The sequence below is a fragment of the Nonomuraea sp. B10E15 genome (assembly GCF_039871615.1).
Lineage (GTDB): Bacteria > Actinomycetota > Actinomycetes > Streptosporangiales > Streptosporangiaceae > Nonomuraea.
Genome location: NZ_JBDPMB010000007.1, coordinates 258,735 through 270,941 on the forward strand (window position 1 = coordinate 258,735; position 12,207 = coordinate 270,941).

The window sequence follows — 12,207 nt, forward strand, 5'->3', positions numbered from 1 at the left end:
GAGACCCGGCGGAGCGCCGGAACTCATCGCAGGCAGGACCCGTGGTCACGCACCCGCCCACCTGGCCGGATTCCCGGGTCGGCGTGGAGACCGTACCGGGCGTTCGACGCGGGTGGGGTCGCCGCGTACGAGCTCGTCGTGGATGCGCCAGCGGGCTGTGGTGACGGCGCGCTCCGCTGCCTCGTCGCCGTGCTCGATGCGCTGCCGCAGCAGCCGCATGGCGATGCGGCGGTTGAGGCTGAACCGCCGCTCGGTGTCGACCACGATGACGATCCCGGTGGGCCGATGGGTGGCCCGTACGGCCGTGCTGGCCTTGTTGCGATGTTGCCCGCCGGGGCCGCCGGTGCGGCAGGCGACGATGTCGACGTCCGCTTCGTCGAACGTCGTGCGCGGGGTGTCGACCTGGCACGGTCGGGCGATGACGTACCAGTTCTTCCGGCCGGTCCTGGCCCGGTAGGGGCTGGGGGCCTGCCAGCACAGGGTTCCGCTCCATGAGGCGGCGAACGTCTCGGCGCCGTCGCCTGCGATCCGGATGAGGGCCGATCGGTAGGTGCCCGGCCGGTCACCGGGGACGGTGTGGGCCCGATGGGTCTCCAGACCCTGCCTGGTGGCGTCGGTTTCCAGGCGGCGCAGTAGCCGGGCCAGTGCCCAGGCGCACTCCTGCGGGCCGCGCCCGGCCGACAGGAGCAGGTGGACGCTCACGGCCGCCCCCGCTTGCGGCGCTGGTCCCGGCGGTCCCTTCCGGGCGTGGACGCGAGGTCGGGCGTCTTGTACGTGACCAGGGGGATCGTGGTGGCTATGGGCGTGGCCAGGTCATGCTCGACGAGGTCGGCGATGACCTGCTCGATGCGCTTGTAGGCCGTCGGCGCCTCCTCGAAGAGCAACTGGCGGTCGCCGCACACCACCAGCGACCCCACGGGCGTACGGCGCAGCTCCTCGACCGTGTGCTTGGCCCGGCCGCGGCGCAGGGCGTCGGCCCGCGACATCTTGCGGCCCGCGCCGTGTGCCACGGAGTGGCCGGCGTCCGGCCCGGCGTGGCCGGCCACGAGGTAGGAAGGGGTGCCTCGCGTGCCGGCGATGAGCACGTCGCGGCCGTCACCCGGCGCCGCACCCTTGCGGTGCAGGTAGATCCCGTCGCGGATCTCGACCAGATTGTGGCACTGGTCGACGATCGGCTCGGCGGGCTCCGCGCCCAGCGCGCGGGCGACCCGGGCGGCCAGCAGCCGCCGGTTGAGCGACCCCCAGCGTACGGCGTCGTCATGCATCGCCAGATAGGCATCGGGATCGGGGGCGGGGCCCGCGCCGTGGGCCTCGGTGTGCGCACGCAGGATCCGTTCGCCTAGCCCTCGGGAACCGCTGTGGACGATGAGGACCAGGTCGCCGGCGGCGAGTCCGAGCCGGCTCGCGTGGCCGGGCTCGAAGACGGCCCCGATGCGCGCCAGCTCGACGAAGTGGTTGCCCCGGCCGACCGTCCCGAGGCCTTCGACGTGGCCCGCGGGGATGTCGCCCTTCACCACGTCCCAGGCCGGGTCGTCGGCATCCTGCTCGGGGTCGAGCGCGCGGTCGAGATCGGGGAACCGGGCGGCGAGCTTCTCAGGTACGGCGCGCCTGAGCTTGACGGGGAACACGGCGATGCCGCACCCGATGTCGGAGCCCACCAGGAACGGGTACAGGACGGTCGACGCCATGGCGGCGCCGATGGGGGCGCCCTTGCCGGGGTGCAGGTCCGGCATGGCGGCGACATGGGTCATGCCGTCGAGGGCGGCCACCTGGTGGCACTGCGCGACGGCGTCGGACTCGATCCAGCTGGTGGGGGAGGCGAACACGGTGACGGTGGCCGGTCCGACGGCGGGGGATTGCTGGGACAAAGACGCTCTCTTCACTGAACTGGGTGCGGGCAGGCGGCATCACGGCGCGAGCCGGCGCCGTGGCATCTCGGAGCAGGGGGTGGTGTCCGTCAAAGCCTCATGAACACCACGTTTCCTGAGCCCGCCACGCGGAGCAAACGATTTTCGCCGTAGGGGCCTGAAGTCACAGGCTCTTGCGCATGAGAACGCACGTGGTCTCATGGCAGCGGATCGAGCCGTCGGGTGGCCTCGACGGGGCGATGGGCATCGATCACGGGCGCGAGCATGTCAAGCGACCCGGTGCCCGGGCAAGCGTCGCCGTACGGCTCGTTCCGGAAGGAATTCAATTGCATGTCGTACGGCTGCGCCCGCGATACTCAAGGAGCGGGGCACCATATCCCCGGATCATGGTCCTGCGGCCGCCTGTCAAGGTCCGCCAAGCGGAAGACCTGCGGCTGAGAAGCCGCAGGTCGGAGGCCGTCATTCTCGGTTACGGGGCGGCCTTCGGCCGGTAGGCGTCGTTGACGTCCACGGGAGCCGCCCCGCCCGCGGTGCCGCCACCGGGGATGTAGATCGTGCCGCCCACCGCGACGGCGGCGGTCCCGTGCCGGGGCACCGGCATCGGCGCCAGGCGCACCCAGCGGTCGCGCGCCGCGTCGTACGCCTCGGTCTCGGAGAAGACCGTGTTCGGGTTCGTTCCGTCGTGCCGGCCCTCGCCGCCGAACGTGTAGATCGTGCCGCCCACGGCCGCGGCGGCGATCCCGCCCCGGGCCGTCGGCATCGGCGCCCGCTCCGACCAGCGGCGGGAGCGCAGGTCGAGCGCGTACACGGTGTCGCGCACGTTGACCTGTCCCCGGTCGCGGCCGCCGAGCACGTAGAAGGTCGAGCCGATGATGGCGCCGCCGACGTGGTCGCGCGCCTGCGGCAGGCTCGGCAGGCTCTCCCACCGGCCGGTCACGACGTCGTACGACGACACGAGGGCCACCGTGTCCTGCAGGCCGCCGGGGCCGGGCGTCAGGGTGCGCATGCCGCCCGCGAGATAGATCTTCGTCCCGCGCACGCCCATCGCGGCGCTTCCCCGCTCCATGCCGGCCGGAATCGGCGGCAACGGCGTCCACCGGTCGGTACGCGGGTCGTACACGAAGCTGTCACGCAGGGCCTGCCACGACGCGCCGCCGGACAGCCCGCCGAGCACGTAGATCCGGCCACCGACCGTCGCCACGTTGGGGTGGTTCATCGCGACGGGCAGCGGGGCCGCCTCCGACCAGGTGTCGCGCCGGGTGTCGTAGACCTCCACCCGGCCGGTGGTGACGACGCCGCCGGCCGGGTCGGGGACGATGCCGCCGAGGACGTAGACCCGGTGGCCGAGCGCGGCGACGCTGTGCTCCTGGCGGGGCCCGCCGCCGATCGACGCCCGCGCCTGCCACCCTTTCCCGTAGGTCGGGTCGGCCGCCGCGGGCGTCGCGGCGGGTGTCGTGGGCGTCGGGTGGCCGGGGTGCGCGTGCGCGGGCAGGCTGGGGCCCGCCGCGATGACCGCGCCGAGAAGTAGGGCGATACCGCGTCTCATGATTCTCCTTGCCTTCCTTGGTACGGGGTCTTCGGTGGTTCAGGGAGCAGGGGTGCGGCCGCCGTCAGGGCACGAGCACGAGCTTGCCGGGCCCGCCGAGGGCGCGCTGGGTGATGACACGCATGAAGAGATCTCCTGGGGTGGGTAGCGGGTTCCCGTCCACTGGCCCGTGGAGGCGGGGTGACGTCCACGCTCGCCCGCGACCCGCCCGCCGGCCAGGGCTGTGTTCACCCAGGGGTTGTCATCCCCTGGCTACGACCGGCCGCCAGGGGTCACGATGGAGAGGTGAACCTCCGCGAACTCGCCGCGTTCCTGAAGACTCGCCGTGCCCGGGTCCGGCCGGCCGACGTCGGCCTGCCCGCCGGCCCCCGGCGCCGGGTGCCAGGGCTGCGCCGGGAGGAGGTCGCGCAACTCGCGGGCTTGTCGGCGGACTACTACACCGAGCTGGAGCGCGGGCGCGGCGCCCAGCCGTCGGCCCAGACGCTGGCCGCGCTCGCCCGCGCGCTGCGGTTGGAGGGTGACGAGCGCGATTACCTGTTCCATCTCGCGGGCCGGCCTGTCTCGGCGGCGCACGGCCCGGCCGCGCACGTCCAGCCCGCCATGCTGGCCATGCTGGACCGGCTGGCCACGACGCCCGCGATGATCATCACTGACCTGCACGAGACCCTCGTACAGAACGACCTGGCCGCCGCGCTGATCGGCCGGCACCCGATGAGGCGCGGCCCGGAGGCCAGCTACGTCTACCGCTGGTTCACCGACCCCGCCGCCCGCGCGCTCTACCCGCCGGACGAGCACCCGCACCATTCCCGGGTCTTCGTGTCCGACCTGCGGGCGGTCGCTGCCCGGCGCGGCCGCGACGCCCACGTGGTGCGGATGGTGGCCGCGCTGCGGCGGCGCAGCGCCGAGTTCGCCGCCCTGTGGGACGCCCACGACGTGGCGCTGCGCCGGGCGGACCACAAGTGCCTGGTCCACCCGGCCCTGGGGATCATCGAGGTGGACTGCCACAGCCTGTTCAGCGAGGACGGCCGCCAGCGCCTGCTGTGGTTCACCGCGCCGCCCGGCAGCCAGGGTGCGGCCCAGCTGGAGTTGCTGTCCGTCATAGGCACCCAGGACATGAGCTCCGACGCGACGGAAGCGAGCCTCAGCGGTCCGGACGTGGGCGCGGACGCGCCGACCGGATGATCGGCGGCAGCTTCCCCGGCGGGCCGTGCGCCTCCAGCGCCTGGTCGCCGGTTTCCCGTCACGCGGTGGGATGGGCGGCGGCCATGACGCCGTGCACGGCCTGGCTGATCCGCTCGGCGGCTTGGCCTGGGTCTGGCTGACCTGCGTCCAGCCAGGCGATGACGGCCTCCAGGGTGAAGCCGGGGATCAGGTTGGCGGCCCAGTCCAGCCATGGCCCCTCCGGGATGACGCGAGCCAGATTGCGGCGGCCGACCTCGCGGGACGCGGCGGTGATGGAGTCGATCAGGTCGCGGAAGTCGGGCTCGCGGGCGGCGTAGCGGAACAGCAGCCTGAACCCGTCAGGGTCGGCCGCCGCGGCGCGCAGCAGGGCGGGGATGGCGTCGTCATCGAAGTCGTCGGCGCCGGTCGCCTCGGCCAGGCGCATGCATGCCCGGTCGAGCACGGCCCGGTACAGATCGGCCTTGGAGTCGAAGTGCCGATACAACATCGCTCGCGTGAGGGAGGCCTCGGCTGCGATGTCGTCCAGGCCGGTGGCGGCATACCCGGCGCGGGCGAAGGCCCGGGTGGCGGCGTCCAGGATTTGCTCGCGCCGTTCGGCGCGACGCAGTCGCCGTACCGGCGGGGCCGAAGGGGTGTCAGCGCCGGGGTTGCTCATTCCACCTCCACTTGTAGAAGCAGAAGTCTACATGTAGCTTAATATACATTGAAGTATACAAACATGTGTCTACCTGTGGAGGAGTCATGTCCGCTCCCGTCCAACTGCCGTATGAGCAGCCCGACCCGATGCGGCCTGCGCCACTGCTGCGCGAGTCGCAGGTGCGTGGTCCCATCCATGCCGTCCGTACCGCAGTCGGTGACTCCGGGTGGCAGGTCACCGGATACGAGGAGGTGCGCCGGTTACTGGACGACGACCGTCTCGGGCGCGCCCACCGCGAGCCGGAGAAGGCCTCGCGTACGGGGGAGTCAGCGATGTTCGGCGGCCCGCAGGGCGACTTCGACACCGAGCAGGCAGATCACCGGCGGATGCGCTCGCTGCTGCAGCCGCACTTCTCACCCAAGCGGATGCGTGCCCTGCGCGCCCGCGTCGAGACGCTCACCGCCGCCCTGCTGGCTGAACTGGCCGCCGCCGGGCCGCCCGCAGACCTGCACGCCGCGCTTGCGCTGCCATTGCCTATCGCGGTCATCTGCGAGCTGCTCGGCGTGCCGTTCGAGGATCGTGCCCAGTTCCGGGCGTGGACCCAGGCTGCGGGTGACATCACCGATCGAGCCCGCTCCGAGCAGGGCCTGACCGAGCTGTTCGGTTATGGCCGGCAACTGGTGGCGCGCAAGCGGGCCGAGGGAGATGCAGACGCGGATGTGATCTCCCGGTTGGCCGCCACCGATGGCGTCAGTGACGACGAGGCCGCCATGATGGGCATGTTCCTGCTGTTCGCCGGGCACGAGACCACGGTCACCGCGATCGACGAGGGCGCCCTCTGGTTGCTCGCCTACCCGCAGCAGTGGCAGGCCCTGGTCGAGGAGCCGTCCCGCATCGACGCGGCGGTGGAGGAGATCCTGCGCGCGCCCGGCCTCGGCGGAGGCGGCATTCCCCGCTACGCCCGCACCGACCTGGAGATCGCCGGCGTGCACATTCGCGAAGGCGAGCTGGTGCTGCTGGACAACGGGGCCGCCAACCACGACGCCGGCGTGTTCGCCGACCCCGACAGCTTCGACATCGGACGTCCGGCTGTTCCGCATCTGAGCTTCGGCCACGGCGCCCGCTACTGCATCGGCGCTCCGCTGGCCCGCATTGAGCTGCAGGTGGTCTTCTTGCAGTTGGCTGCTCGCTTCCCGACCCTGAAGCTGGGATGCGCGACAGACGAGCTGGTCTTCAACGCCAATGTGCTGACCGGTGGCCTGGCCGCCCTGCCCGTAACCTGGTGATCACCATGGCCGAGACGAACCTGCGCCGGCCGGATATATCCGACCCGCGCCCTTGACGAGGGCGGCATGGCCGAGCGCTTGACCATGCCGTCAATCTCCCATGCCAGGAGGGCGCGGCCAGGCTCCCTCGTGGTGACAACCTTCGCCAGCAAGACGACATCTAACCCGCCATGGAAGCGCTGAGCGCGCGGGACCCCCAGCGCATCGGGAACTACTGGCTCGCAGGACGGCTCGGGTCGGGCGGGCAGGGCGTCGTGTACGACGCATACGACGCCGACGGCAACCGGGTCGCGGTCAAGGTGCTGCACGCGGCCGACGATCGTGCGGTCCGCGGCAGGTTCGCGAAGGAGACGACGGCCGCGCGGCGGGTGTCGTCGTTCTGCACGGCGCGCGTGCTGGCCGCCGACCTGGACGGGCGCAGGCCGTATCTCGTCTCCGAGTACGTGCCGGGGCCGAGCCTGGGTGCGGCCGTTCGGGACGGGCGCCGGTTCACCGGTGACGACCTGCATCGGCTGGCCACCGCGGTGGCCACCGCGCTCACGGCGATCCATGACGCGGGAGTCGTGCACCGTGACCTCAAACCGGACAACGTGCTGCTCGGGCCCGACGGCCCACGGGTGATCGACTTCGGCATCGCCCGCACGTCCGACATGTCGCTCACCAGGACCGGCGAGGTGTCGGGCACGCCGGCGTACATGGCGCCCGAGGTGTTCATCGGGGAGCGGGCGGGCGCACCGGCCGACGTGTTCGCGTGGGGCGCGATCATGGTGTTCGCCGCCACGGGGCGTGAGCCGTTCGCCGCCGACAACCTGGGCGCCGTCATGCATCGGGTGCTGTCGCACCGGCCCGATCTGAGCGCCTTGCCGCCACGCCTGGCCTCGCTGGTCGAGGCGGCCATGGCAAAAGACCCGGCCGCCCGTCCCACTGCCCGTGACCTGCTGCTGGCGCTGGTCAGCGGGAACGACGCCGGGACAGAGAGGTTGCTGGCGGCGGGCAGCAGGACCGCGCGGGGCGTGCACGGGTCGGCGCCGCAGGGCGATCCCGCTCTGGGAACGATCGCCGAGGACGCCTACGAGTCGCTGAACCCCGAGGAGCGGGAGGTGGCGGCCGAGGTGTTCCTGAGGCTGGTGACCGTCGGGGAGGACGGGCACGAGGCCGGACGCTCGGCCGGGCATGACGAGCTGTTCGAGGGACGTCCCGAGGGGGAGTCGGCTGCGGTCAGGCGGGTGCTGGACGCGTTCTCGTACGTGATCGTCAGCAACGACGGCACGGTGGCCCTGTCGCGCCCCGGGCTGCTGCGCGCCTGGCCGAGACTGCGCAGGTGGGTGGAGGCCGAACGCGACGGGCTTGCCATGCTGAACAGCGTCAACGTCGCCGCCCGCCACTGGGCCGAGAACGGCAGGCGCGACGCGGACGTGCTCCAGGGCAGCCGCCTGGAGCAGGCGCTGAGCTGGGCCGCGACCGGTCGCCGGCACGTCACGCTGACCCCGTTCGAACAGGACTTCCTGCGCGCCGGCACCCACCTCACCAGACGGCGGGCCAGGCGCCGGACGCTCACCACGGTCGCGCTGGCCGGGCTGCTGGTGGTGTCGCTCGTGGCCGGCGGGCTGGCCGTCTGGCAGCGCCAGGAGACGGCACGGCAACGCGACGTCCTCGCCGCCAGGCAGGCGGCGGCCGAGGCGGATCGGCAGCGTACCGTCGACCCGTCCCTGGCGATGCTGCTGAGCGTGGCGGCCTGGCGGATCTCGCCGGCGCAGCCGGAGGCCCGCTCCAGCCTGACGGCCTCACTCCAGCAGCAGGAGACGGCCGTCTTCCGCGACCCGCCGGTCAAGGGCGTGGCGCGGCGGCTGCTCAGCCGCGACGGCCGCACGCTGGTCAGCGCCAGCGAAGGCGGAGTGAACGTGTACGACGTGCGCACCGGCAGGCGTACGGCGAGCTGGCCCCGGATGACGCTGAGCGGGACCATCATCTATCCACCGGCGCTGAGCCGCAGCGGGCGACTGCTGGCCCAGACCACGACCGAGAAGCTCGGTGTCTGGGACCTGAAGACCGGCAGGAAGCTGCTCGAACGACCGCTTCCCGCACGAGCCGGGTTCAGCTACAGCGCCGTGTTCGGCGAGCACGAGACCACGCTCACGCTGCTGTACAGCCTGCACGACGTCCACTACCTGCTCGACGTCTCGACCGGCGAGCAGTTCGGCAGGCCCGTCTTCCGGCAGCGCGGCGGGAAGGCGGTGAGACATCCGCTCGTGGACCGCACGGGCAGGCGCCTGCTGCTGCCGGGGGACCGCCTCGACCAGATCGCGCTGCCGGGGTGGCGGATGGAACGGCCGTTCCCCGCCTGCGCGGAACGGCCCAAGGCGGTGGCCTTCAGCCGCGACGGCGGGACGCTGGCCTGCGGCGGGACAGATATCGTCCTGGTCGACGCCGCCTCGGGCCGCGCCCTCGGCGACACGATCTCCTGCGACGCCTGCGGGTCCGACGGCCAGTTACGCTTCAGCCAGGACGGCCGGCGCCTCGCCGCCTTCCGTGGAAGAGATGTGCAGGTCTGGGATCTGCGCACCCGGAAGACCGTGCTCGATCACCGCGCCGAGGGCGATCTGGCCGACGTCGCGTTCGATCCCGACGGCAGCACGCTCCGGTACGTCATGGACGACGCCGTCGTCAGCATGGACCTGCGGCCGCGCACCCGCGCGACGGCCGTGCCGGGGATGGCCTACCTCAGCGGGGACGGCAGGCTGGCCGCGATCGCAACCGGCAAGCAGCTTCGGATCTGGGACGTGGGCGCCGGCAAGGAGAGCGCCCGCCTTCCGGTCGCCACGGACGGAGGGCCGCTGATCGCCGACTTATTCGGAACGAAGCTGGCGGTCAGGGACGCCGGCGGCACGGTCATGCTCTGGGACCTGCGTACCCAGGCCATGCTCTGGTCGGTGCCGATGCCCGGGAAGGGCGGTATGCCGATCAACATGCGCTTCAGCCCGGACGGGCGGCGGCTCGCGACGACCGTCGCGTACGGGCAGAGCACGGTGTTCAAGGAAGTGGTGCTCGACGCCGCCGACGGGCGCGTGCTGAGCTCGTTCGACACGACATCCCGGGGCGGGCCGTTCCTGCCGGGCGGCACGGCGTACGTGTCGCCGGAAAGCGGCAGGTTCGTCGACGTCGGCACGGGCGAGCCGGTGGGCGCCGGGTTCCTGCCCACGGATGCGCTCGCGATCAGCAGGGGAGGGCTCCTCGCCGCGTACGAAGGCACCACCGGGCGGGTCGGGCTGTGGAACGCCGACGGGCCGGCGGCACTGCGCCCCGCCCTTCCCCGTGCCGCTGACGAAGTCGACTTCCTGGCCTTCTCACCCGACGGCAAGACGCTCGCCACCGCCTCGCTGAACGGCGTGCTGCAACTGTGGGACGTCGAGGCCAGGCGTCGGCTCGGCGGCGCCTACCGGCTGCGGGAGGGCCAGCCGTGGTCGCTCGCGTTCAGCGCCGACGGGGCGGCCGTGCACGTCGGGATGGAGGGGGCCGTCCGCGCGGTTTCCGTCGACGGGGAACGGGTCGCGCGGGAGGTGTGCGCGCGGGTCGGGCGCCCGCTGTCGCACGCCGAATGGGAGCGGTACCTGGGCGGAGCGCCGTACCAGAACATCTGCCCTTAGGCCGATCACCCGGGGAGATCACCCGCCTGCTTCCCCGGATCCGGTTCAGAAACCTCCTAGTCTGCCCAGGCCCATGACCGCGGTGTGGGCAGCCCGTGCTGCTCGATCTGGGTGAAGACGCTGTCGTCGTTGCGCAGCAGGGTGGGAATCGGGGCGCCGATCCGTGGGGGAACGTCCGTTCGCGGGATCGTTATCGCCTCTTCCGCACCGACGAGGAAGAAGTCGTCGCCGGGGCCGCTGTGGAACACCGTCTGCAGCGGATCCATCCAGATGCGGAAGCCGAGGCGGCCCGCGGCCGGCTTCGTGGCGGGGACGATGCCCTCGGGCGCCGCGGTCACCCAGCGCAGGTTGCGGACGAGGGCGTAGGGCCGGTTGTCCGCGGCGAGCCAGGAGTCGCCCATCCACATCGCCGAGTAATCGGTGACGTACTCGCGGGCGTTGCATCGCTCGCGAACCATCCGGCACAACCGCAACCCGAACTCCGCGCTGCCTGCCCGGTGGGCGGGCGGTTGATCGCGACGTCCTGCCGCGACGGGCGTCCAGCCGACCCATTCGCAGTGGGGTGGCCAAGAACCTCCGCCGGGTCCCTAACCTTGCCGCATGACCTTGGAAGATCGACTCACCACCATCGACAGCCTGCTGGCTCGCCCTTTTCCGCGGGAGGAGGAACGGGTGCAGCCGGCCGGCAAGGCGTGGGAGGGGTATCGCTCCAGCGGACGGCGCAGCCACCTGTGCTTCTTGCAGGCCAGCCAGGACTTCTGGGACGGCCGCGGCGAGGATGTCGTCGAGGCGGCGGAGGAAGAGATCGCCACCGCCTTCGAGGCGCTGGTGACCGCACTGACGTCCCGCTGGGGCCGGCCCGAAGTAGTGGATCTGTGGCCTGACCTGGAGGGTGAGGGCTCGCCGGTGCCTGAGCCGCTGAACGAGCTCAGCCTGTACAGCGGTGAGATGTCCGTCTGGCATCCGGGCGCCGGCCGATGGGTCGCACTCGCGGTCGGTCAGGCTGATCCGGAGTTCCCGATCCTGTTACTCGCCGCCATCGGTGAGACGCCGCTTCTCTAGAGTGTCGTGCTTCCCCGAACAGGGCCGCGTTCGCGCGCCACCATCCTCGATCAACGTGCTCACCCGCCCTCTCCACGCGAAGTCCCCGCGCTGCTGGAGGCTGGCGATCCTGGCAGGGTGCCCGCTCTGACGTGGACTTCGGCGGTGGCGACAATCCGATTCCGACGCCCACGCATGTCAGCCTGCCTCCGTGGTCGTCTCGCCCGATGGCGTTCCGGGTGGCGTATCGGGCGGCGGGGTCTCGGTGAGTTTGGATTCGATGCCGATGTAGTGGTCCTGGATCGCCGCCCGCGCCCGATCCGGATCGCCGCTGAGGATCGCTTCGAAGATGGTGACGTGGCCTTGGTAGGCATTCATCGGCGTGCGGCCGCGCGGTGGTGGCGCCGCGGCGTGGAAGGCGAGCCAGAACTGGTCGAACAGCCTCAGCAGCATCGCGTTGTCGAGATCGCGGAACAGGAGCTGGTGGAACTGGCGATCCTGCTCGGGGAAGCCTTGGCCCTGTTCGGCGAGCCTGCGCATCGTGTCCAGGTTCTCTCGTAGAGCGTCGATGCTCGTGGGCGTCATGGCCTGCATCGCGTCGGCGACCAGGCTGGCTTCGAGGGTCTTTCGCAGCGCGACCAGCTCTCGCAGCGCTCGATGGTCCTGCATGAGCCCGTAGGGGAGGTGGTCGAGCAGCGGGGTGAAGGAGAAGTGGCATACGTAGACGCCGCTGCCGCGGCGCGTCTCCAGGACGCCGGTGGACTCCAGCGCCTTGACCGCCTCGCGGACCGAGTTGCGGCTGACCCCGAACAGCCGGGCCAGTTCGGACTCCGGTTTGAGTGGGTCACCGGGTCGCAGTCCCTGTTTGAGTATGTAGTTTCTGATCTCCTGCTGCACGATCTTGTGCAGCGGAGGTGCGTTGTCGAGCCGGCGGAACTCCGGCTGCACGTCGTCCTCTCGAGTGGCCACGTTCGGAATCGACCTCCCCCTTCGTATCAACTTG

10 protein-coding genes are annotated in these 12,207 nt (G+C 71.5%); 4 read left to right on the plus strand and 6 right to left on the minus strand.

The annotated features are described in order from the left end of the window. Positions 1-45 precede the first annotated feature (45 nt). The 3 genes from prfH to ABGB14_RS22585 all read right to left on the minus strand — a co-directional run bounded on the left by prfH (position 46) and on the right by ABGB14_RS22585 (position 3,414). Entirely contained in the window at positions 46-702 is a 657-nt protein-coding gene (gene prfH, locus ABGB14_RS22575) for a peptide chain release factor H (protein WP_347645794.1), read from the minus strand. Next, complete coding sequence (locus ABGB14_RS22580) at positions 699-1,868, minus strand: RNA ligase RtcB family protein (protein ID WP_347645795.1); 1,170 nt, start codon at positions 1,866-1,868, stop codon at positions 699-701. The genes prfH and ABGB14_RS22580 overlap by 4 nt, the downstream gene beginning before the upstream one ends. 469 nt (positions 1,869-2,337) lie before the next feature. Further along, a complete protein-coding gene (locus ABGB14_RS22585) occupies positions 2,338-3,414 on the minus strand; it encodes a kelch repeat-containing protein (RefSeq protein ID WP_347645796.1) in 1,077 nt (358 codons plus the stop codon). Positions 3,415-3,699: 285 nt separating this feature from the next. Between ABGB14_RS22585 and ABGB14_RS22590 the strand changes: the two genes are divergently transcribed. Then, positions 3,700-4,596, plus strand: coding sequence for a helix-turn-helix transcriptional regulator (locus ABGB14_RS22590; RefSeq protein ID WP_347645797.1), 897 nt, complete (start codon positions 3,700-3,702; stop codon positions 4,594-4,596). Positions 4,597-4,654: 58 nt separating this feature from the next. Here ABGB14_RS22590 and ABGB14_RS22595 read toward each other — a convergent pair whose 3' ends face one another. Beyond that, on the minus strand, positions 4,655-5,251 hold the full coding sequence (locus tag ABGB14_RS22595; RefSeq protein ID WP_347645798.1) for a helix-turn-helix domain-containing protein: 597 nt from the start codon (positions 5,249-5,251) through the stop codon (positions 4,655-4,657). 86 nt (positions 5,252-5,337) lie between these two features. Between ABGB14_RS22595 and ABGB14_RS22600 the strand changes: the two genes are divergently transcribed. Both ABGB14_RS22600 and ABGB14_RS22605 read left to right on the plus strand, forming a co-directional pair. Continuing rightward, the gene (locus ABGB14_RS22600) at positions 5,338-6,519 is read left to right on the plus strand and encodes a cytochrome P450 (RefSeq protein WP_347645799.1); all 1,182 of its coding nucleotides are present in this window, start codon (positions 5,338-5,340) and stop codon (positions 6,517-6,519) included. Positions 6,520-6,689: 170 nt separating this feature from the next. After that, on the plus strand, positions 6,690-10,163 hold the full coding sequence (locus tag ABGB14_RS22605; RefSeq protein ID WP_347645800.1) for a WD40 repeat domain-containing serine/threonine-protein kinase: 3,474 nt from the start codon (positions 6,690-6,692) through the stop codon (positions 10,161-10,163). A gap of 56 nt (positions 10,164-10,219) precedes the next feature. Here ABGB14_RS22605 and ABGB14_RS22610 read toward each other — a convergent pair whose 3' ends face one another. Beyond that, on the minus strand, positions 10,220-10,621 hold the full coding sequence (locus tag ABGB14_RS22610) for a hypothetical protein (RefSeq protein ID WP_347645801.1): 402 nt from the start codon (positions 10,619-10,621) through the stop codon (positions 10,220-10,222). A 142-nt stretch (positions 10,622-10,763) separates the two neighbouring features. On the opposite strand from ABGB14_RS22610, the gene ABGB14_RS22615 reads away from it, so the two are divergent. After that, positions 10,764-11,225: a hypothetical protein gene (locus tag ABGB14_RS22615; RefSeq protein ID WP_347645802.1), complete on the plus strand. Its 462-nt coding sequence runs from the start codon at positions 10,764-10,766 to the stop codon at positions 11,223-11,225. A 177-nt stretch (positions 11,226-11,402) separates the two neighbouring features. Here ABGB14_RS22615 and ABGB14_RS22620 read toward each other — a convergent pair whose 3' ends face one another. Next, positions 11,403-12,173 (minus strand): FadR/GntR family transcriptional regulator, encoded by a 771-nt coding sequence (locus ABGB14_RS22620; RefSeq protein WP_347645803.1) that lies wholly within the window; start codon positions 12,171-12,173, stop codon positions 11,403-11,405. Positions 12,174-12,207: the final 34 nt, after the last annotated feature.

Excerpts from the sequence above, each read along its gene's own strand:
- ABGB14_RS22585 (WP_347645796.1), bottom strand. The coding sequence starts at position 3,414 with ATGAGACGCGGTATCGCCCTACTTCTCGGCGCGGTCATCGCGGCGGGC.
- ABGB14_RS22595 (WP_347645798.1), bottom strand. The coding sequence starts at position 5,251 with ATGAGCAACCCCGGCGCTGACACCCCTTCGGCCCCGCCGGTACGGCGA.
- ABGB14_RS22600 (WP_347645799.1), top strand. The coding sequence starts at position 5,338 with ATGTCCGCTCCCGTCCAACTGCCGTATGAGCAGCCCGACCCGATGCGG.
- ABGB14_RS22605 (WP_347645800.1), top strand. The coding sequence starts at position 6,690 with ATGGAAGCGCTGAGCGCGCGGGACCCCCAGCGCATCGGGAACTACTGG.
- ABGB14_RS22610 (WP_347645801.1), bottom strand. The coding sequence starts at position 10,621 with ATGGTTCGCGAGCGATGCAACGCCCGCGAGTACGTCACCGATTACTCG.
- ABGB14_RS22615 (WP_347645802.1), top strand. The coding sequence starts at position 10,764 with ATGACCTTGGAAGATCGACTCACCACCATCGACAGCCTGCTGGCTCGC.